This is a genomic window from Solilutibacter silvestris (assembly GCF_002895945.1).
Classification (GTDB): domain Bacteria; phylum Pseudomonadota; class Gammaproteobacteria; order Xanthomonadales; family Xanthomonadaceae; genus Solilutibacter; species Solilutibacter silvestris.
Map to the genome: position 1 here is coordinate 932407 of NZ_NPZB01000001.1, position 20456 is coordinate 952862.

Genomic DNA, 20456 nt, shown 5'->3' on the forward strand with positions numbered 1-20456 from the left:
TCATGATCCGGATCGCCCTCGACCTGCAGGCGGGACAAACCGAGTCCCGACATCGCGGGATTGGTCGTTACAGCCTGGATCTGATGGAGCATGTAACTCGTGAAACACTCTCTTCAAGAAACCACGAGTTGGCATTCGGCATTGATGGCACCTACGGCGACACTGCGCAGGCAATGGAATCGTTCGTTCGCGCCAATGCTGGTGACAGGGCACAAACGAGTCGGTATTTTTATGCGGGCGCACGCTACCAACATGGGCACCAGGAAGACAGATTACGTCCCTTGGCGTGCGAGATCGTTCGCGATCACTACCAGCGACTGGGGGCGAATGTCGTCCACGTCAACAGCCTATTCGAAGGATTCGTCGAACATGCTTCGGGCGTAGCCGGTGTAGCGGACGTCGAATCTGCCGTTACTTCGGTCACGATGTACGACCTCATTCCACTCGTGTTCGCGGATCATTATCTGCGCAACGAGGAATATGCGGCGTGGTACCGACGCGCGCTTGCTGATCTGCAGCGCTTCGATCTCCTGTTGTGCATCTCGGAAGCTACCCGGCGTGACGCGGTAAACCTTCTTGGCATCCCGCATTTCCGCACTGCCGTCATCCATGCGGGTGTTTCCGGGATATTCCAACCGGACCCGGACGCTTCGATGCGGCACCGAGAATTTTTGCGCGGATGCGGGATCCAGGGACGATTCGTGCTCTATACGGGGAATGGTGACTTTCGCAAGAATCTTCCATTCGCGATCAGGGCGTTCTCAAGGATCGACCCCCGCGATCGGCGAGGGGTGCAATTGGTCTTCAACCAAGTGGAGCGCGAGGATGAGTTGCGTGCGTTGGCAGCCAAGGAAGGGCTGACCCGGAACGACTTCGTGATCACCGGCAAGATCCCCGATGCGGATCTCGTCAAGTTATTGCAATCATGCGATGTATTCTTTTTCCCGTCCCTCTATGAGGGTTTCGGCCTTCCGGTCGTTGAGGCCATGGCCTGTGGCGCTCCTGTACTTTCGGCAGCGAACTCGAGCCTGGAAGAAATCGTGCAGCGTGAGGATGCACTGTTCGACGCGACGAATGTCGAAGAAGCCGCCGCAAGGTTGACGAAGGTTTTGCAAGAGCGGGACTTTCGTCATTCATTGTCCGAATGGGGCAAGAGCCATGCTCGCCAATTCACTTGGGAAAACTCCGCGAAGCTGGCTTTGGACGCATGGCAGGAAGCGGCAGAGCGCAAGCATGCACAGCGCGACATGCGGCAACACCATAAGCGGCGACAGCGCATCGCAGTAGTCACACCGTTGCCACCGGAAGCAACTGGAATTGCAGGTTATGCAGCGCTCGTACTGCCGTCGCTTGCATCCCGCTTCGACATTGAAATATTCACGACAGCAGAGATTGCGAAGGTTCCCGAATACCTGAAAGCGTATCCGACCCATAGTTGGCACGGGCTCGATGAACGCGCGGGCGAGTTCGATGCCATTGTCTACCAGTTCGGAAACTCGCCTTTTCATATGCACATGTTCGAGTTGCTGGAAAAGCATCCGGGCGTGGTCGTCATGCACGACGCCTACCTGAGCTCAATACTCGCCTATATGGATTCCGCGCATCCAGGCTTGTTCACCAAAGAGCTTGGGTATTCGCATGGCCGTCCTGCCCTTGCCTGCCTCGAAAATACTGGCATGGCGGATGCCAAGCTGAAGTTCCCAGCTTCGCGGCGCGTCATCGAACAGGCGGACGCACTGATCGTGCATAGCAGTCACTCCGTGGACGTACTTTCCGAGTTTTTCCCACTTGCGGCCCGGCCTAATATTTTCCACGCTCCCATGCCGCTGCATACCCTCAGTCAGGAGGGTGCAGCGCGCCGATGGCAGTCGGCACGGGAATTGTTCGGAATTTCAGAGCACGAGTTTCTCGTTGTTTCCTTCGGCTTTCTTGCAGACACGAAGCTCAATGACCTCCTTATGGAGGCCGCGGAGATGCTTCCTGACAAGCTACGCCCGCTCGTCCGGATCGTATTCGTCGGCGAAAACGAAGGATCGGACTACGGCGCGCGCATGCGCACCTTGATTGCCGACAGTTCGATCCGTACGCAGATCACCGGTTTTGTTGACGATGCGACATACTCCGCTTGGCTTGATGCTGCCGATTGCGCGGTCCAGCTACGCGCCAGCAGTCGTGGCGAAACCTCCAAGGCCGTCTATGACTGTATGGCTTCGGGAATTCCCACCATCGTGAACGATTACGCAAGCTTTTCCGAGATTGATCCGGCCGCAGTAATCAAGATCGGAGCGCGGCCAACCGCCATCGAGCTGGCGCGATCGATTGAAACGCTGCTGGCCGACCCTGGTGAGCGATCTCGTGTTTCGGAAGCTGCCAGGCATTGCATTGAACACCAGCACGATCCGGATCTCACGGCCGCCGTTTACGGGGCTGCCATTGATGCAGCTGCTGCGGTGAGGGGTGCGCGGAGCGCGTCGAACCTGATTTCATCGATGGAGCAGCGGTTCCGCGGCCGCGATCAGGACGCGGCCATCGAGCTTCCTGCGATCGGGCACGCGTTGGCCCGCGAGGATGCAGCGAATGGGGTTCCGCAAGTCGTACTCGATCTCAGCGAAGTCATCGATCAGGACTACGGAACGGGGATCCATCGTGTTGTGCGCAATTTTGCACGCGAGTTGATGCTTTCAGAACAACCGACGCTGTGGACATGCAAGGCGATCGCGCATGCGCGAGATGGTTCCATCCGAAATGCTGAAGAACGAGTTCCGGTGCTGCTTGGACTGCCTGCGATGGATACACCACGGAAATGGAAGCCCGGGGATGTCTTCTTCATGCTGGATTCTGCCTGGGAGAAGCCTGAGCGTTTCGATGGAACCATCAAATCCGTCCATGATGCCGGGGGGCGCGTGAGTGCTTTCGTACACGATTTAATTCCATTGCGATATCCGCATTATTGTGTTGACTACATGCCGACGGTATTCGGGCACTGGTTGAGATATGTTGTATCAAATTGTGATCTCATCGTTTGCAACTCGAAGGCGACGGCAGATGATCTATGTGCCTGGATAGAGGAGACTGGCATTGGGGGCAGCAGCTGCCCGCGTATCGAATCCGTGCAGCTCGGATGTGATTTACGGGAGCCTGCTGTTGACTCCTTCGTGAATGAAAATGTCAAACATGCCATGGAGGGCCAGCACAGGGCTTTTGTCATGGTCGGCACAATAGAACCACGGAAAGGCTACGACACTGCGCTGGATGCCTTTGATCTTGCTTGGAATTCTGGTGCGGATGTCCGCTTGGTGATTTTTGGAAAGCAGGGATGGAATACCGAAAACATTCGCGATCGTATTCGGAAGCACAGGGAATTTGGTAAACGCCTGTTTTGGTTTGAAAAGGCCAGCGATGGCGATTTGACCCATGGCTATCGAAATGCGGCATGTCTGATCCAAGCGTCACACTGTGAGGGCTTTGGACTGCCAATCGTGGAGGCAGCGCAATGGCGAGTGCCTCTGATCTTGTCAGATATTCCGGTATTTAGAGAATTGGCTGGTAGGGGAGCCCGTTACTTCACTCCGGGTAGCTCAGACGCACTATTTAGGCTTCTGGCTGACGATTCTCCTTGCGATATCGAAAATATCGTCAATGTCGATTGGTCATGGCAATCTGCCGCGCTGAAGTTGGGGAATTTTCTTCGTGGAAAATCGGCGCCATGAAATTCCGGATCACTACATACACGTTGACTGGGTGATAGTGATAGTGCATGTATTCCCTGAATAATATGGAGAAAATTAGTGAATGAAGTTTCTCAATTGGATGGATCCGTCTCATTTCTCACATCCCACTGGGGAGTTTGTGAGCTAATAAGTCGCGCGGAAGAATTTCATCTGCAGTTGATTCATCGGTCGCGCATACTAATGGTCAACCGCTTGCTACCACCTGCTGCAAGAATCTTGGACCTTGGCGGAGCTAATGCGCCCCTGTATCACATGGGGTATCAACATCCCTTCCAAGAACTCGTAATGGTTGACCTCCCGAAAGAAGAACGTCATGAGATGTACCGGGATATTGATGTAGCGGTTGACGCTCAAGGTCGTGTAAGCATTCACTACAGCGACATGACGCATCTACCTATGCTCCCTGACGAATCCTTTGATCTGGTGTGGTCAGGTCAATCGATCGAGCATGTGGACCTGCATGCGGGCGCCAATATGTGCAAAGAAGCGTTTAGATTGTTGAAGAGGGGAGGGTATTTTTGCTTGGACACGCCCAATCGGGCGCTCACAAAAATCCATACCAGTGATTGGCACGGCGGATTCATCCATCCGGAACACAAGCACGAATACACCAATGACGAATTGCGCTCACTTCTGGAGGCGACCGGGTTCGAAATTGAAGTGAATATGGGTGTTTGCGAGATGCCTAAAACAGTAGAGACGGGCAAGTTCCATTACACAGACTTTGTTGTCGGCAATCCGGTCACCCCGCAGCCTGAGGGCGCCTATTGCATTTATTTCGGTTGTGTCCGCCCTTATTAAAGGGTTCTTTGCGCCGCCGAGCATGAGTCGGCATGGGAACTATCAGGATAACGCGGTCACGGAGAGCTTCATCAGCGCATTGAAGAAGGAGCAGATCAAGCGGCGGATCTACCCGGACCGAGAGGCGGCAAGATCAGATGTGTTCGATCATATCGAGATATTCTACAACCTGATCAGGTGACATGGCTCCGCTGGCAACCTACCAATAGAGTTCGAAAGGCATTATGCCTAGAGCTGTTCCTGATTGTCTGTGGAACTCTGGGCGGTCCAAGTAGAAGTGGCATGCAGAATTTAAATGCAGATATGGGGCGGGACTAATTACGTATGACCAATGAGGACATGGCTATTAATACGCAATATGGATATAAGGCTGCTCGGGCTTCCAAGTTCAGTATGTTTAAAAAAACAGGCATTGACCTTTTTCTAGTTGCGGCTGTGTTTTGCCTGATTGGCATATGGTACGCCGGGCCAGCATTTTTTTCGCATTTTGCGGATGGGATTCCGGTGAGCTCTGCCGGGGGTGGCGTAGGCCATATGATCCCTGGCGATCAATATGAAATGTATTATCGCCATACATTGCCCTACTACAATATTCGCAATGGGCACAGTCTTTTTTATTCTGGTTATGAATATAACCTCGGGCAAACAAAAACGTTCGTCGACGGGATGATTTATTTGCCGTTTGCGTTATTGGTGTCAATGCTTGCTTTTATTGTTGGTCCCGTAGCTGCGGTAAATGCCGTCATTATTCTTAGTTTTACATTTTGCGCAATCAGCGGATTTCTACTCGGAAGAGCATTAACTGCAAGTCGTGTAGGCGGCTGGGTATGTGCGGCAATTGTCGCATTGCTCCCATTTAGGATTGGGTTCCTTTTTGGGGAAATGTTTTATGCGACTGATATGGCCTTTGTGCCCTTGGCATTATTTTTCTTCTGCAAGAATATGCAAACTAGGAAATGGGGTTATGCAGCAGCTTTCGCGCTAACGGTGCTTGCGCTTGCTACGTCGAATTTCGCGTTACTGTACTGGTTCCTGCTTTTTTTCTGCCCACTGTTCTTTTTAATGACCGTCCGCCTTGTGAGTCAGTCACGAGGAAACTGGAGAGCCTTGATTCCAAGCTTGTTGGCCGTTGCGTTGCCGTTCTCGATCATGGGGATTTATTTGCTTCATGTGAAGGCGGTTATGAACGAGAGCTCGTTAAAAACGGGCCAACACATCGAAGAAGTCAGAACTTATAGTCCGATCCTATCTGATTTTTTAAGCAAGTGGAATGGTAATGAGCGCACAATTTATCTTGGGATAGCATGTTTGCTCGGTATTGTTGGTTGGGGTCTTTGTTTACGCCAGTGGAACCAAGAGAAAGATTCAGTGGTTTCTCTGATGCGCAAATATCTAATGTTGATGTTCCCCCTTATCTATGTGTTGGCTTTTGGGACGACTTTTGGGGATCTTACTAAGATCCATCTTTACGAATGGATGTTCCACCATGTCCCATTTGCAAATGGATCCAGAACGCCCGGACGGCTAATGCCTTTGGTTGCTGTTTCATGCGCGCCTCTGGCAGGGTACGCAGTGGCTTGGTTTGCTGGGAAGCTTAAAGATCCGAGAGTTCGGGCGATAGTGGCGGTTGCTGCCATATCCATCATTGCTATCGATTTCAAATTTTCAAATGCAACAATGACTACTCTGGATAGCAATAATCGAGCTTATGCAGTAATTGGGAATAACGCAGATAGCTCGACTGTGCTCGGGATACCCGTACAGTTCAATGCTGATCATTATCTGAATACAACATATATGTATTACGGATTGGTTAATAACTTGAGAATGGTGAACGGACATAGTTCGACATATCCGCCAGGCTGGGAGAAATTCGAAGCTATTGCTGATCCCTTGAACGAAGGCGCTGCGAGCCGTGAGGTACTGCATGAAATGACGAGGCGCGGAATCGGATATCTCGCTGTGCACATGACCGCGAACGAGCCAAAGGCCATGCCTTTAGTAACGGCGATGTTTGATAGGAATCCAGCGTTGTCGCTGTTAGCGCAGGACAGGGGTATTTACATTTATAAAATTAAAGATCCCAGCTTGGCTCCGATTGCAATTGAGCCGGGTAATGTTGCGGAGGCCCTTGCTGCTGACCCTGAGGCAAATAAAGCAACGCCTGATGTGCAAGAGCTTTCAGGTTGGTATGGTCGGGAAGAATATCCAAATCAGGCGCCGTTCCAGTGGATGCATGGCATCAAATCCATTGTACTGGTGCGTACCAAGCAGGGTAGGCAGCCCCAACACCTGAAATTTTCGTATAAGTGCCCCACTGGACAATTAACGGTGGAAGGGCAGGGTATTTCGGTTCAACAGGACGCCAAGAATCAAGAAGGGTGGACGAATGTAGTGGTTTCTGTTCCACTGGGCAAAACAACCGTATTAGGGCTAACAGCCGCCACTTTATATACAGTTGCGACAGACGAGCGGAAGTTCGGATGCATGGTCAGAGAATTCAGCATCAACTAATTTTTTTAAAAAAGAATTTATCGTGATGGTGGACCACTCAGCATATAAATTTTTTACGTAGGGCGTTCATCGAGTGCAACTCATCACTGCATAGGTATACGGGACACGCAAGAGGTCATGCCTTGCTTGGATATTCTTGGCGCTGAAGCGCTCGGATACGAGATCCATATAACCTTCACAGGTTCGTACATTTTGACCACGGTCGCGACGGATAAGTTCGTGCGCGACCCATGCTTGTCCGGAAACGAACACGGGGTCTACTGTAATAAGGCGTCCCCCATGGGCAAGTCGATCATACAAGCTATTGATTAGCCCATATGCAGCTGCATCATCTAGATGGTGAAGCACCCCGAAAGCAATGGCGACCTGGCATGGTGGAATATCTGATGACCCCATGGTCGTCACGTCGGCGCACTGGAATTGTCCGCGAGCAGCAAACCTGCGCTTGGCCGAGTCAATATAGTGCTGCGACAAATCAAAACCGTAATATCTGATGTTCTCAGGTAAGAACTTCAATATTTCGGCCGTTCCGCAACCAATATCTACTACCACATCTCCAGGTTGGGCGCGAATATAATCTTCGCATACTACTTTGCGGGCGTGGGTAACGCCTAGCATTCCTTGTAGCGCGTCATAAGCCCAAGGCATGGAAAGAATGGAACGTATACCAGTTGTGATCTGCGCCATGATGGTATCCCCTAAAGCTAGATGGTCAATAGCATGAAATAGTGTTCATTTGATGCGCATCACCCATCTTGAAAGTAGAAAAGTCATTGGGAGGGTGATGAGAACACTAAAGGCCAGCCCCAATGACTCACGGATGTGCAGCGACTCAACGGCTAGTTTGATCAGAACGTATCCGATCGCGAACTGCAGCACGTAAACCATGGGGAAAAGTAAAGCTGATTTCCTATTCAACGGCTCATTAAATACCAACGTAGCGTTTGAATAATACGCAAGCGCGATACCGATTACGTACGAGGCTACGTATGCTGTTTGGTAAGTGAACCAAAGCAGCATCAATAGATATGCGCCATAACTCAACACCGCACATAAAACGCGTGCTATCGCGAATTTAGTAAATTCCCCCATGGATTCGCTTGTGTTTTCGGGAGAAGACTTGTATTCAGGAATGGGTTTCATATCTTATGGCGTCCTGCACGACGTACATGGGCCTCCGGTTGGTGACGCTCATCAAGCGCCCGATGTACTCGCCAAGCATGCCCAAGATAACCAGCTGTATTCCGCATGCGAACAATATGACCGACATCAATGACGCATAACCTGGATTTGTGATGTTTCCGGTAATTCGCTCGTAGATGACATACAGGAGATATAGGAAGCCGGCGGAAGCCAGTGCTGCGCCGCCATAGCTAGCCATACGTAGGGGGAGGCTGGAGAAAGTAATGAAAATATTAAGCGCATGAGAAACAAGTTTGCGCAGAGTATATGAGCTTTCACCATGCTCACGTTCACCATGAGCCACAGTGACTGTACCCGCACTGGCCGTAAGCCATGAGAGCATGCCGTCGATATAGGGACGACTCAGGTCGAATTCCGAGAGTCGTTGTGCCAGGTCTTTATGAATTGCCCGGAATGACGTGTAGGCTTCATTCATATCTGGGAACGATTTCTTGAGCGACCAACGCATGATTTCGGAGCTGATATTCCGATACCAAGCATGTGTGCGTTTCGGAAACACTCCGTAAACGAGTGGCTGCTGTTGGTTACAGGATTCTATAAGTCCCGGGATGGCTTCTGGCGGATGCTCGAGGTCTTCGTCCATGGTGATTATGCAGGTGCCACGGGCATTTGCGATGCCGCACATGGTTGCGGCGTGTTGTCCAAAATTGCGTCCGAGACGCAGTCCGACTACGCGTGTGTCTTCATTTGCGAGGCTTGTGATTATTCCCCACGATGCTGGATTTCCTCGATCATCGATCAAGATCAATTCAAAGGATTTTCCAGAAGCGTCCATCACGGCAGCGACGCGCTTGTGTAGTTCCTTCAGCGTGACAGTCGCTGAATAAACTGGGACAACGATTGAGACATCAATAGCCATAGTATTTCTCAATGACGTGCGCGGCATATTGATTGTCGAAATTGACTCCGGCAGCACCAGCTACCGAGAGACTAATCGCACAGTCAACTTGAAGCGGGCTGCCCTTGTCTACCAGGGAGTGAATTGCTTTGCGACCCATGGATTGCTCAAATAGAGCAATGATTTTCGGCATGGGGAGCGAATAAGGGGAAGCCACAGCAATTACGCGCTCTTTCAATGGTGTGCTACGAATTAACTCGCGACTTATTGCCACGATATCATCCACGTCAATTAGATTTCGTTCTGCCTTGGCCCATACGGAGAAGTGGGTTCCCTCCCGTATGCATTTTGCCAAGAAATTTGTAAGCGTGTTGGGGTTTGGGGTCCGCCCAACCACCTGTGGCAATCGCAATACGAGATTTTTTGAGGAGGCTTCCAAGACCATCGCCTCCATCTTGCGCTTGTGTGACAGGTAAGCGTTGTCAGCATCTGGCGAGTTAACCAAGGCACAGCTACTGAAATAAACTAACGGTGCGGTATCGCATAATGCGGTTTCAAGGAGCTGCATTTCCCGATAAAACGCGGCAGGATCTGTTTCCGACGAATTGGATACGCCGCAGGCAAAGATCAGAACTGAGGAGTCAGCGCCAAAATCTTGTGAAAATGCGGTTGCTAGGAGGCCATTTCCTCGAATCATTGCGCACGCCTAGTTTTCTATATGACAGAGGTATGGGCTAGTGCGAGCAATAGGCAACTAACTCACCACTGCAAGTATCCCCAGCGCCCGATGCTTGGGGCTGGGGACGGCCTCATTGCTGAGGGGTACTATTTCAACAGTTCGCTAGTGTCCGACTCTGCAACTGACTGTGCATCATCGCGCCAACCCGCGCCTTCCTGCACGAGTGCAAAACGCAGCTTGCGACCTTGCATGCGCGGATCAACAGGCACATTAACGGTGACAGTAGCTGTTTCGCCAGCGGGGATAAGGGGGAGGTCAGCGCGCGAGAAGTCACGAATCCCTCCATCAGTATCGACTGAACCCGATGTGCCGATGACGGCGATGCCAATATGAATAGGATGCTTGCCAACGCTATACAGAGCCGCCGTCCCCGAGTTCTGAACTTTGAATTGGTAAACCAGCGACTTCTTGTCCGCAGATAGGGTGGGTTGGCCCGTCAGAGTGACTTTGCCCTTGAACGCTTCGGCCGCAAGTGGCGAATTAATTGCGTTCGGGTCAGTAGAGGCAGGCTCTGTAGTGGCCGGCTGAGGAGGCTTGTCTGCACCTATACCGGGATTATTTGCAGGCCCCGAGCACGCCCCGAGCAAGATTGAAGCTGTGAATGCAAGCAGATATATTTTTGGAGCATGCATGTGCTGTTTCATTAGTGATATCTCTTTCGAAGGAAATTGGGGGGTGACAGATAGATAAGGCCGGCTTTAATGGGCATTATCATAAAAAACCGTCGTTAATTTGTGGACGAGGCTAGCATACCTGCGAGTTCCGGCAGGATCTGGAACAAATCCCCCACCAGTCCCACGTCCGTGATCTCGAAGATCGGCGCATCGCCATCCTTGTTGATCGCAACGATCGTGCCTGCATCCTTGATGCCGGTCAGGTGCTGGATCGCTCCGGAAATGCCGATCGCAACATACAGGTCGGGCGCGATGATCTTGCCGGTCTGGCCAACCTGCAGCTCATTCGGGACATAACCGGCATCGACCGCGGCGCGCGAGGCGCCGACCGCTGCACCGAGCTTGTCGGCGAGGTCGTAGATGATCTTGAAGTTCTCGGCGCTGCCAACACCGCGACCACCCGAGACCACGCGCTTGGCGCTCTGCAGGTCGGGACGATCGGATTTGCCCGCCGCCAGTTCGACGAAGCGGGTATGCGTCGGCAATGCGGCGCTCACGCTGACGGCTTCGACTGCTGCGCCGCCACCCGTGGCGGCTTCCGGCCACGAGGCGGTGCGCACGGTGGCCACCACGATGTGATCGGCCGGCGCCTCGACGGTGACGATGGCATTGCCGGCATACATCGGGCGTTTGAAGGTAGTCGGGCTTTCGACGGCCATCAGGTCGGAAACCTGGCCGACACCGAGCAGGGCGGCGACGCAGGGCATCAGGTCCTTGCCGAAGGTGGTGCTCGGTCCGAACACATGGCTGTAGTTCTTCGCGATCTCGACGATCTGCGGCGCCAGCACCTGGGCGATGGCGTGCGCATTGGCGGCGTTGGCGCTGGTCAGCACCTTGGTGACACCAGCGATCTGCGCGGCTGCGGTGGCGACGGCGTCCGGCGCATCGGACAGCACCAGCACGTCGATGGCCTCCGGCTTCAGGGCCAGTGCGGCCGACACGGTCTTGGCGGTGGCGGCGTTGAGCTTGCCGTTGAGGTGTTCGGCGATGACGAGAACCTTGGACATCACAGCAACCCCTTCTGCTTGAGCGCGGCGACCAGTTCGGCCGCATCCTTGACCATCACCCCGCGCTGGCGCTGGGCGGGTGGCGCGTAGTGGGTGGCCTTGGGTGCATCGCCACGTTCGATGGCGAGATCGGCCAGCGGAATCGTTTCCAGTGGCTTGCTCTTGGCCTTCATGATGTCCGGCAGTTTGATGAAGCGCGGCTCGTTCAAGCGCAGGTCGGTGGTGACCACGGCCGGCAGGTCGACTTCGATGGTTTCGAGGCCGGCATCGACTTCGCGGGTGACGGTGGCCTTGCCGCCATCCACCACCAGCTTGCTGGCGAAGGTCGCCTGCGGGCGGCCCCACAGGGTGGCGAGCATCTGGCCGGTCTGGCTGGCGTCGTCGTCGATCGCCTGCTTGCCCATCAGGACCAGGTCGGGCTGTTCCTTCTCGATCAACTTGAGGAAGGCGCGGGCGGCGGCCAGCGGCGAGACGGCGTCATCGGCGACCACGTGGATGGCGCGGTTGGCGCCCATGGCCAGGCCATTGCGCAGGTGCGGCTGGGCATCGGCGGGGGCAATGGTCGCGACCACCACTTCGCTGGCCTTGCCGGCATCGCGCAGGCGCAGGGCCTCTTCCAGCGCGATATCGTCGAAGGGGTTGGCGGACAGCTTGACGCCATCGGTGACGACGCCGGAGCCATCGGGTTTGACCTGCACACGGACGTTGGCGTCCACCACACGCTTGTAACCGACCAGAATCTTCATCGGATCTCGGGTTCCAGAGTGGCCCGCAGGCCCAATCCTGCGATTTTACCCGGTTCGCCTGTCGTGGCGGAGTCGTGTCGTGTCAGTTCACATGGCGTAACGGCATTTTTTGGTGAATCGGGTACCCTTTTGCGATTCATAACCAAGGGGTCGGCATGCTTCATCCGGTCATTCTCAGCGGTGGCAGTGGTTCGCGGCTGTGGCCGCTTTCGCGCCAGAACCAGCCCAAGCAATTCCTTGCACTGGTGGGCGATCACTCCCTGTTCCAGGAGACGGTGCAGCGAGCCAGCCGGCTCGATGGTGTGCAGCCGCCGGTCACGGTGTGTAGCGAAGATCACCGCTTCATGGTCGGCGAGCAGCTGCAGGAAATCGGGGTCGCCAACGGCGGCATCCTGTTGGAACCAGTGGCACGCAACACCGCGCCTGCAATCGCGCTGGCTGCACTGCATGTGCTGGCCAGCGACGCTGATGGTTTGTTGCTGGTGATGCCGGCAGATCATTTGATCGAGGACGAAGCCGCGTTCCGCAATGCCGTGACCGCGGCGCGCGCACTGGCGGAGGGCGATTGGCTGGTGACTTTCGGCATTCATCCCGAATACCCCGAAACCGGGTACGGCTATATCCGACGGGGCGATGCGCTGAATGGCGCCGGCTACCGCGTGCAGAGCTTCGTCGAGAAGCCGGACCAGCCCACCGCCGAGCGCTATCTCGCCGAGGGCACTTATTCCTGGAATTCGGGTATGTTCCTGTTCGCGGCGCGCCGTTACATGGAAGAGCTCGAACGCCACGCTCCGCAAATCGCTGCCGCAGCTCGCCAGGCCTATGCGACTGCCCAGCGCGATCTCGATTTCACCCGCGTCGACAAGGACGCCTTCGCCGCCAGTCCCAGCGACTCCATCGACTATGCGGTGATGGAGAAAACGGATCACGCGGCCGTCGTGCCGGTGAGTTGTGGCTGGAGTGACATCGGCTCATGGTCTTCTTTGTGGTCGGTGGCCGAGCGCGATGAAGATGGAAACCGTTACGACGGTGACGTGATCTCAATCGACACCAAGGGCAGCCTGGTGCGTGCTTCGGAGCGACGCATGATCGCGACCATCGGTGTCGAGGACTTGGTCATCATCGATACGCCAGATGCCACACTGGTGGCTCGCAAGGATCGCGTGCAGGACGTCAAGGCCATTGTCGATCAACTCAAGGCCGCCGGTCGCCAGGAACACCTGTTCCATCGCAAGGTTTATCGGCCGTGGGGCAATTACGATTCAATCGATATGGGGGATCGCTTCCAGGTCAAGCGGATCGCAGTGAAGCCGGGGGGAACGCTTAGCTTGCAGAAGCACCACAAGCGTGCCGAGCACTGGATCGTGGTGTCGGGCGTGGCTGAGGTGACTTGCGACGACAAGGTGTTCGATCTGCATGAGAACGAAAGCACGTACATTCCACTGGGCAGCGTGCACCGGCTGCGCAATCGTGGCACCGAGCTGGTGGAGTTGATTGAAGTGCAGTCCGGGGCATATCTGGGTGAGGACGATATCGTTCGCCTGGAAGACGTCTACGGCCGTTCCTGAGCGCGACTTAAGACATGGAAACAATGGAATCGAAGGCGTTCAAGGCATACGACATCCGTGGTCGCGTGCCTGACGAGTTGAACGAATCGCTGGCTTCCCGCATTGGGGTTGCGATGGCGGGACAGTTGCGGCAGGGACCTGTTGTGTTGGGGCGCGATGTGCGCGGCAGCAGTGCTGGCCTGCAATCTGCGCTTGCCAACGGACTTCAAATGGCCGGGCGCGAGGTCATTGATATTGGTCTATGCGGCACCGAGGAGGTGTATTTCCAGACCGATCATTTGGGCGCGGCTGGTGGTGTCATGGTGACTGCGAGTCACAATCCGATCGATTACAACGGGATGAAACTGGTGCGAGAAGGCGCACGCCCGATCAGCGGGGATTCCGGGCTTTTGGCGATCCGGGATCAGGCATTGGCTGCGACGTCCACACCAATGCCTACGCCGGGCGCCGCGATGCGAGTGATGGACGACAAGTCGGCCTATTTCGAGCATTTGCTCGGATACATCGACGTTCGGCAACTGAAGCCGCTGAAGATCGTCACCAATGCGGGAAATGGTGGTGCGGGGCTGGTCATCGACGGATTGGCATCGCGCCTGCCGTTTGATTTCATCCGCATCCAGCATGAACCCGACGGCACCTTCCCGCACGGTATCCCCAACCCGCTGTTGCCGGAAAGCCGGCAAGCGACGATCGATGCTGTGCGCGCGCATCGCGCTGATCTCGGTATCGCATGGGACGGCGATTTTGATCGCTGTTTCTTCTTCGACGGCGACGGTCGTTTTATCGAAGGCTATTACTTGGTCGGCTTGCTGGCGAAGGCACTGTTGGAGCGCTCGCCGGGTGGCAAGGTGATCCATGACCCGCGCCTGGTGTGGAACACGATCGAGATGGTGCAGGAGGCTGGCGGAATTCCAGTGATGTCCAAGACCGGCCACGCCTTCATCAAGGAGCGCATGCGTTCCGAGAATGCGATCTATGGTGGCGAAATGAGCGCGCACCATTATTTTCGCGATTTCGCCTATTGCGATTCCGGAATGATCCCGTGGCTGCTGGTGGCATCACTGATGTCGACCTCAGGCCTGTCGTTGGCAGAAATGATGGAGGCACGCATGCAGCGCTTCCCCTGTAGCGGTGAGATCAATTTCAAGGTGGTGGATGCACCAGCGGCAGTGCATGCGGTGGTTGCGCATTATGCAGCGCTCTCGCCCCAAATCGATCACACCGATGGCGTCTCTGCCGACTTCGGCGGTTGGCGCTACAACCTGCGCAGTTCCAATACCGAACCACTGCTGCGCCTGAACGTGGAGTCGCGCGGTGATGCGGCGCTGGTAGCAGAACGCGTTGGCGAGATTGGCGAGTTGTTGAAATCCTTCCAGGCCTGAGACCTATGAGCCATCCTAAAACCGGCAACACCTGGCTTGTCACCGGCGGCGCCGGCTTCATCGGCGGCAATTTCGTGCTGGAGGCCGTGCGGAGCGGCGTCAAGATCATCAATCTCGATGCCCTGACTTATGCCGGCAACCTCGATACGCTGAAGTCGCTGGATGGCAATCCGAACCATGTCTTCGTCCACGGCGACATTGGCGACCGTGAACTGGTGACAAAACTGCTGGCCGAGCATCGTCCGGATGCAGTGGTGAACTTCGCGGCGGAAAGCCATGTCGATCGTTCTATCGACGGCCCCGCGGCCTTCATCCATACCAATGTGGTCGGCACGCTTGTTTTGCTGGAAGCGGTGCGCGACTACTGGAAGTCGCTGGAAGGTGCTGCGCGCGATGACTTCCGCTTCTACCACGTCTCCACCGACGAGGTCTACGGCACGCTCGGCGACACAGGCCTGTTCACCGAAGAAACGGCCTACGCACCGAACTCGCCGTATTCGGCATCGAAGGCAGCCTCCGACCATCTGGTGCGTGCGTTCCACCACACCTACGGACTGCCGGTGCTGACGACGAATTGTTCGAACAACTACGGGCCGTATCACTTTCCGGAAAAACTCATTCCGCTGGTAATCGCCAAGGCGCTGGCGGGTGAACCGCTGCCGATCTATGGCGATGGCGAGCAAGTGCGCGACTGGTTGTATGTCGGTGATCACTGCGCCGCGATCCGCGCGGTGTTGGCCGAGGGCAAGGTTGGCGAAACCTACAACGTCGGCGGCAATGCCGAGAAGCAGAACATCGAGGTAGTGAAGACCATCTGCGCGTTGCTCGATCAGCGCAAACCGAAGTCCGACGGTTCGAAGTACGAATCGCAGATCACGTATGTGAAGGATCGTCCCGGCCATGATCGCCGTTATGCCATTGATGCATCGAAATTGAAGCGCGAACTTGGCTGGGAGCCGGCGCATACCTTCGAACAGGGCATCGCTAATACTGTCGATTGGTATCTTGCCAACCAGCCGTGGGTGAATCGCGTGCTCGACGGCAGTTATCGTCTCGAACGCATCGGCCAGGGCTGAGGAGATCGCTGACATGCAACGCAAGGGCATCATCCTCGCCGGTGGTTCTGGCACGCGGCTGTATCCGATCACGCAGGCGATCAGCAAGCAGCTGCTGCCGGTGTACGACAAGCCGATGATCTACTACCCGCTCAGCGTGTTGATGCTGGCGGGCATCCGCGAAGTGTTGATCATCAACACCCCGCACGAGCAGGCCTTGTTCAAGGCGCTGTTGGGCGATGGTTCGCAATGGGGCATGCAGCTGGAATACGCAGCGCAGCCGAGCCCGGATGGGTTGGCGCAGGCCTTCACCATCGGTCGCGACTTCCTTGCCGGTGCGCCGAGTTGCCTGGTGCTGGGCGACAACATCTTCCACGGACCTGGGTTGACGGCGATGCTCAAACGCGCCGATTCGCGTGATAACGGCGCGACGGTGTTCGGCTACTGGGTGCGGGATCCGGAACGCTATGGCGTCGCCGAGTTCGATGGCGATGGCAAGGTGGTCGGACTGGAGGAAAAGCCGGCGAAACCGCGCTCCAACTATGCGGTGACAGGACTGTATTTCTACGATGGACGCGCGCCGGACTTCGCGGCGGCGTTGAAGCCATCGCTACGCGGAGAGTACGAGATCACAGATCTCAACAAGTGCTATCTCGATGAAGAATCACTGCACCTTGAACGCCTTGGCCGCGGTTATGCCTGGTTGGATACGGGAACACACGGCTCCCTGCTTGAGGCCGCTAACTACATAGAGACGATCGAGGCGCGCCAAGGCTTGCGCGTGGCCTGCCCGGAAGAGATCGCCTACAACAACCATTGGATCGATCGCGACCAGTTGTTCGCCTTGGCAAAGCCGCTGGCCAAGAATGGTTACGGCCAATACCTGATGGCGTTGCCGGAACGAGGCTACGTGCCGTGAAGGTGATCGAAACCGATCTGCCTGGTTGCCTGGTATTCGAGCCGCGCGTGTTTGGCGACGATCGCGGCTACTTCTATGAATCCTTCAACACCGACAAACTGACGCCGTTGGGTCTCGACCTGAAGTGGAAGCAGGGCAACGTCTCGTCATCGGTAAAAGGTGTGTTGCGCGGCCTGCACTATCAGTGGCCGAAGCCGCAGGGCAAGTTGGTCTCGGTAGTGGAAGGCGAAGTGTGGGATGTCGCGGTGGACATCCGTCGTGGTTCGCCGACTTTCGGCAAGTGGACCGCAGCCGTGCTGAGCGCCGACAACAAACGACATTTCTGGATTCCGCCGGGATTCGCGCATGGGTTTGCGGTGCTGAGCGAGCGTGCCGTGTTTACCTATCTCTGCACCGAAACCTATGATGCCGCCGCCGATGCCAATATCCGCTGGGCTGATCCTGATCTTGCGATCGATTGGCCTGTCAGCGACCCCTCGTTGTCGCCGAGGGATGCGGTTGCCCCGTTGCTGAAGGACATCGCGCTGGATCGCCTGCCCACCCATCAGGGATGAAGATGAGTATTCTGTTGGTCGGCGGCAACGGACAGGTCGGGCACGAATTGCGCCGCAGTCTTGCGACGTTGGGCGATGTGGCCGTGACCACGCGTACCGGACAATTGGATGGTAGTGATGCGTTGGCCTGCGATCTTTCGCAGCCGGGGGCGCTCACGAATGTTGTTGGTCAGGTTGCGCCGGACATCGTGGTGAATGCCGCAGCCTACACCGCAGTTGACAAGGCCGAGAATGAATCGGAACTCGCATTTCGCATCAACGCGGGCGCAGTGGAGGAACTGGCGAAGGTATGCGCGACGCGCGGCATTCCATTGATCCACTATTCCACCGACTATGTGTTCGACGGACTGGGCGAGCGCCCGTATCAGCCGGATGATGCAACGTCGCCACTTGGGGTATATGGCGCAAGCAAACTGGCGGGTGAGGAGGCGATTCGTGCCTCAGGGGCGAAACATCTGATCCTGCGTACGGCCTGGGTCTATGGCTTGCATGGCCACAACTTCCTCAAGACGATGTTGCGTGTCGGCGCCGAGCGCGATGAACTGCGCGTGGTGTCCGACCAGATCGGCTCCCCAACTCCAGCATGGCTGATCGCCGATGTCACCGCGAAAATCCTGAAGCAGGGGATTGGCGCAGGTGGAGTGCATCATCTGGTGACGGCCGGGCAAACCAGCTGGCAGGGCTTCGCGGAAGCGATCTTCGATGAGGCGGTTGCTGCCAGAAAACTGGCGCGCAAGCCTGTCGTCCACGCGATTCCGACCAGCGATTACTCTACGCCTGCGCGCAGGCCGCCATGGTCGGTATTGGATACTGGCAGTGTTCGCCAAGCATATGAGGTCGTGCTGCCGGACTGGCGCGAGGCGCTGCGTCGAACCTTCGTGCTTGAATGACACAGACGCCATGCCTGACACAATGGGCAACAGTTCTGCTACACAACCTCGATGTCGATACAGAAACCGGATGTCGCGTTTTCCTCAATAAACCAAGCCACGCCTTCTTGCACCAGCGAGACGGCGAGACGGTAGATTCCGGGTTCGTCGGGAGCACGGACGAGTAATGGTGCTATCACAGTCTGTCCACCTTGAACATCATCTGGCAGGATGCTTCGGAGTCCGTCCGGGACAAGCAGCTCACTTGTCGGTGAATACCACCGATACGTTGGAGAAATCCGCCCATAGTACCCGCAAGCTCGCCAGTCTTCCTGGCCGGTATTTCTAATACGCAATTGCAAGATCGAGTCGGTAGCGGCTGGCAATACATGTGCGGAAGAAAGCAATTGAATCGACGCGGAAAAATCGGTCAAAGGCGGATTCATGCGTCCGAACGAGCGCACAATCGTCCCATCTGAATGCGACGAACTGCGTCGTGGTTCTGGGCTACCTTCAGTCGCGGCAAGGTCGAAATCGGAATCGAGCATGAAACGGCCTTCGAAATAATCCGTGGCCATGTCATATACCTCGAAGCGAGCCGCATTTTCGAGCCAGTGGTAGCAGCCATCATGGTGGGACAGGTCTTTTATCAGCGATGCGTCGATGCTGTATTGGCCGCGGCCGAAACGGTTAAGCATTGAAAAGCTGGCCAGATATCTACCCGGCTCAAGTTCAATAGCATCACCGAGCAGTCGGGAATTCGTGCCGAACAACAGCGCATTGCGTTCATCGCGGATGCCGATGCCGATCGTGACGTTTTCGACCGGCTCATGCACGGCCATTTCGATTTCGATCAAAAGATGTTCGCCGCATAGCATCTCCGGTGCGCCGGTGATTCCTCCCTTCACACCAACTCGCATCACTTCGCATCGCTTGTCGCCGAAGTTCCTTGGTTCTCGGCTTTGTCGAGGCGAATAAGAATGTTCAATATACGTGCCCGGAACTACCTGGTCGCTGTCGATACGCGCCTCGGTCGTAGTACGGTAAGAGGCAAGCGCAATGTAGCGTCGACGATCTTGTTGAAAACGTCGGCGCGCGTACTCGTACAGTTCGATTTCCGGCGCTAGTATGGATTCCACTTGTCGGCGTTGTGTCGTGCTCAGATCTTTGACTGAGGCGCGTTTCCAAGTCTGATTCGCTCGTTCCAAGGGTTTTTGTGACCAACCCATCGCGGCAGCGAGCATGCAGGCAGTGTCGTCCAGATCTTCCTGGATTCCGATCAAATCGAATTTGTCGAGCGCTGACTTGGCTGCAGCAAGTTTTTGGGAAATATCCAGATTGGAATCCGATTCTTTTGCCCCAATCGGATAGAGCATCGATAATTGCAGCGCAACGGCATCTTGGCGCTTGTGTTCGATTGCGTCGATGTATGAGTCCAAGTCAGCGAGTCGCAACCGCGCATCTCGTGGTTGATCTGGGCTCTGGTGCTTACCGTAAAACAGGTCTGAGAGGAACCGATCGACTGGGTCACGCAACACGGTCAGAGCATAGAAATCATGGGGTAAATCATCGCCCTGATGGAATACCACATGTCCGCTTAGGATTTGCTTGTGCTCCCACTGAAGCAATGCATCGGAAAGCCTCACCCCGCCCAACAAAGGCGTTATTTGCGACGCCCCGACTTGGGCGATTAAGTATTCTCGGATTGCTGTTCCGCCAGTCTTGGGAATGTGAAGATGAAAAATCTTTTTTGAATTCAACATGTATGGAGTTCGGTAGACAAGTCTTTTATTTCTTTCAAGTATCTTTCATAATTCTTGCTGAAATATAAACTTAACCTGAATTGCTTCATAGGT

General features: G+C 55.3%; 17 protein-coding genes and 1 pseudogene. 10 read left to right on the forward strand and 8 right to left on the reverse strand.

Annotated features, from left to right (window positions below; translation table 11 throughout):
• Positions 1-2 precede the first annotated feature (2 nt).
• The 4 genes and pseudogenes from Lysil_RS04240 to Lysil_RS04255 all read left to right on the forward strand — a co-directional run bounded on the left by Lysil_RS04240 (position 3) and on the right by Lysil_RS04255 (position 7046).
• On the forward strand, positions 3-3710 hold the full coding sequence (locus Lysil_RS04240) for a glycosyltransferase (RefSeq protein WP_103074285.1): 3708 nt from the start codon (positions 3-5) through the stop codon (positions 3708-3710).
• Between the two features lie 78 nt (positions 3711-3788).
• Complete coding sequence (locus Lysil_RS04245; RefSeq protein WP_129588354.1) at positions 3789-4532, forward strand: class I SAM-dependent methyltransferase; 744 nt, start codon at positions 3789-3791, stop codon at positions 4530-4532.
• Between the two features lie 16 nt (positions 4533-4548).
• Positions 4549-4713: pseudogene (locus Lysil_RS04250) on the forward strand (IS3 family transposase); the annotation flags it as partial.
• Between the two features lie 158 nt (positions 4714-4871).
• Positions 4872-7046, forward strand: a complete 2175-nt coding sequence (locus tag Lysil_RS04255) for a hypothetical protein (RefSeq protein WP_129588355.1) — start codon at positions 4872-4874, stop codon at positions 7044-7046.
• Between the two features lie 66 nt (positions 7047-7112).
• Here Lysil_RS04255 and Lysil_RS04260 read toward each other — a convergent pair whose 3' ends face one another.
• The 7 genes from Lysil_RS04260 to Lysil_RS04280 form a co-directional block, all read right to left on the reverse strand.
• Positions 7113-7733 carry a class I SAM-dependent methyltransferase gene (locus Lysil_RS04260; RefSeq protein ID WP_103074288.1) on the reverse strand — a complete coding sequence of 207 codons (621 nt, stop codon included), beginning with the start codon at positions 7731-7733 and terminating at the stop codon, positions 7113-7115.
• 45 nt (positions 7734-7778) lie between these two features.
• Positions 7779-8189 (reverse strand): GtrA family protein, encoded by a 411-nt coding sequence (locus tag Lysil_RS04265; protein ID WP_103074289.1) that lies wholly within the window; start codon positions 8187-8189, stop codon positions 7779-7781.
• Positions 8173-9108: a glycosyltransferase family 2 protein gene (locus tag Lysil_RS04270; protein ID WP_165782380.1), complete on the reverse strand. Its 936-nt coding sequence runs from the start codon at positions 9106-9108 to the stop codon at positions 8173-8175. The genes Lysil_RS04265 and Lysil_RS04270 overlap by 17 nt, the downstream gene beginning before the upstream one ends.
• The gene (locus tag Lysil_RS13130) at positions 9098-9784 is read right to left on the reverse strand and encodes an NAD-dependent epimerase/dehydratase family protein (protein ID WP_129588356.1); all 687 of its coding nucleotides are present in this window, start codon (positions 9782-9784) and stop codon (positions 9098-9100) included. The genes Lysil_RS04270 and Lysil_RS13130 overlap by 11 nt, the downstream gene beginning before the upstream one ends.
• A gap of 128 nt (positions 9785-9912) precedes the next feature.
• Positions 9913-10470, reverse strand: a complete 558-nt coding sequence (locus Lysil_RS13135) for a hypothetical protein (RefSeq protein ID WP_129588357.1) — start codon at positions 10468-10470, stop codon at positions 9913-9915.
• Positions 10471-10553: 83 nt separating this feature from the next.
• Entirely contained in the window at positions 10554-11507 is a 954-nt protein-coding gene (locus Lysil_RS04275) for an electron transfer flavoprotein subunit alpha/FixB family protein (protein ID WP_103074291.1), read from the reverse strand.
• Complete coding sequence (locus tag Lysil_RS04280) at positions 11507-12253, reverse strand: electron transfer flavoprotein subunit beta/FixA family protein (protein WP_103074292.1); 747 nt, start codon at positions 12251-12253, stop codon at positions 11507-11509. Before Lysil_RS04280 ends, Lysil_RS04275 begins: the two co-directional genes overlap by 1 nt.
• 155 nt (positions 12254-12408) lie before the next feature.
• On the opposite strand from Lysil_RS04280, the gene Lysil_RS04285 reads away from it, so the two are divergent.
• Genes Lysil_RS04285 through rfbD form a run of 6 tightly spaced genes read left to right on the forward strand, consistent with a single transcriptional unit; the run spans position 12409 to position 18621 of the window.
• Positions 12409-13821 carry a mannose-1-phosphate guanylyltransferase/mannose-6-phosphate isomerase gene (locus tag Lysil_RS04285; protein WP_103074293.1) on the forward strand — a complete coding sequence of 471 codons (1413 nt, stop codon included), beginning with the start codon at positions 12409-12411 and terminating at the stop codon, positions 13819-13821.
• A 23-nt stretch (positions 13822-13844) separates the two neighbouring features.
• Complete coding sequence (locus tag Lysil_RS04290; protein WP_103074294.1) at positions 13845-15203, forward strand: phosphohexomutase domain-containing protein; 1359 nt, start codon at positions 13845-13847, stop codon at positions 15201-15203.
• Positions 15204-15208: 5 nt separating this feature from the next.
• Entirely contained in the window at positions 15209-16279 is a 1071-nt protein-coding gene (rfbB, locus tag Lysil_RS04295; protein ID WP_103074295.1) for a dTDP-glucose 4,6-dehydratase, read from the forward strand.
• A gap of 13 nt (positions 16280-16292) precedes the next feature.
• Positions 16293-17177, forward strand: a complete 885-nt coding sequence (gene rfbA / locus Lysil_RS04300; RefSeq protein ID WP_103074296.1) for a glucose-1-phosphate thymidylyltransferase RfbA — start codon at positions 16293-16295, stop codon at positions 17175-17177.
• On the forward strand, positions 17174-17731 hold the full coding sequence (gene rfbC / locus Lysil_RS04305; RefSeq protein WP_103074297.1) for a dTDP-4-dehydrorhamnose 3,5-epimerase: 558 nt from the start codon (positions 17174-17176) through the stop codon (positions 17729-17731). Before rfbA ends, rfbC begins: the two co-directional genes overlap by 4 nt.
• A gap of 2 nt (positions 17732-17733) precedes the next feature.
• Entirely contained in the window at positions 17734-18621 is an 888-nt protein-coding gene (rfbD, locus tag Lysil_RS04310) for a dTDP-4-dehydrorhamnose reductase (RefSeq protein ID WP_103074982.1), read from the forward strand.
• Positions 18622-18659: 38 nt separating this feature from the next.
• Here rfbD and Lysil_RS04315 read toward each other — a convergent pair whose 3' ends face one another.
• Positions 18660-20363, reverse strand: a complete 1704-nt coding sequence (locus Lysil_RS04315; protein ID WP_103074298.1) for a Wzt carbohydrate-binding domain-containing protein — start codon at positions 20361-20363, stop codon at positions 18660-18662.
• Positions 20364-20456 lie beyond the last annotated feature (93 nt).

Bases quoted from the DNA above. Each gene is read 5' to 3' on its own strand.
- Lysil_RS04240 (WP_103074285.1), top strand. From the start codon at position 3: ATGATCCGGATCGCCCTCGACCTGCAGGCGGGACAAACCGAGTCCCGA.
- Lysil_RS04255 (WP_129588355.1), top strand. From the start codon at position 4,872: ATGGCTATTAATACGCAATATGGATATAAGGCTGCTCGGGCTTCCAAG.
- Lysil_RS04260 (WP_103074288.1), bottom strand. From the start codon at position 7,733: ATGGCGCAGATCACAACTGGTATACGTTCCATTCTTTCCATGCCTTGG.
- Lysil_RS04265 (WP_103074289.1), bottom strand. From the start codon at position 8,189: ATGAAACCCATTCCTGAATACAAGTCTTCTCCCGAAAACACAAGCGAA.
- Lysil_RS04270 (WP_165782380.1), bottom strand. From the start codon at position 9,108: ATGGCTATTGATGTCTCAATCGTTGTCCCAGTTTATTCAGCGACTGTC.
- Lysil_RS13130 (WP_129588356.1), bottom strand. From the start codon at position 9,784: ATGATTCGAGGAAATGGCCTCCTAGCAACCGCATTTTCACAAGATTTT.
- Lysil_RS13135 (WP_129588357.1), bottom strand. From the start codon at position 10,470: ATGAAACAGCACATGCATGCTCCAAAAATATATCTGCTTGCATTCACA.
- Lysil_RS04275 (WP_103074291.1), bottom strand. From the start codon at position 11,507: ATGTCCAAGGTTCTCGTCATCGCCGAACACCTCAACGGCAAGCTCAAC.
- Lysil_RS04280 (WP_103074292.1), bottom strand. From the start codon at position 12,253: ATGAAGATTCTGGTCGGTTACAAGCGTGTGGTGGACGCCAACGTCCGT.
- Lysil_RS04285 (WP_103074293.1), top strand. From the start codon at position 12,409: ATGCTTCATCCGGTCATTCTCAGCGGTGGCAGTGGTTCGCGGCTGTGG.
- Lysil_RS04290 (WP_103074294.1), top strand. From the start codon at position 13,845: ATGGAATCGAAGGCGTTCAAGGCATACGACATCCGTGGTCGCGTGCCT.
- rfbB (WP_103074295.1), top strand. From the start codon at position 15,209: ATGAGCCATCCTAAAACCGGCAACACCTGGCTTGTCACCGGCGGCGCC.
- rfbA (WP_103074296.1), top strand. From the start codon at position 16,293: ATGCAACGCAAGGGCATCATCCTCGCCGGTGGTTCTGGCACGCGGCTG.
- rfbD (WP_103074982.1), top strand. From the start codon at position 17,734: ATGAGTATTCTGTTGGTCGGCGGCAACGGACAGGTCGGGCACGAATTG.
- Lysil_RS04315 (WP_103074298.1), bottom strand. From the start codon at position 20,363: ATGTTGAATTCAAAAAAGATTTTTCATCTTCACATTCCCAAGACTGGC.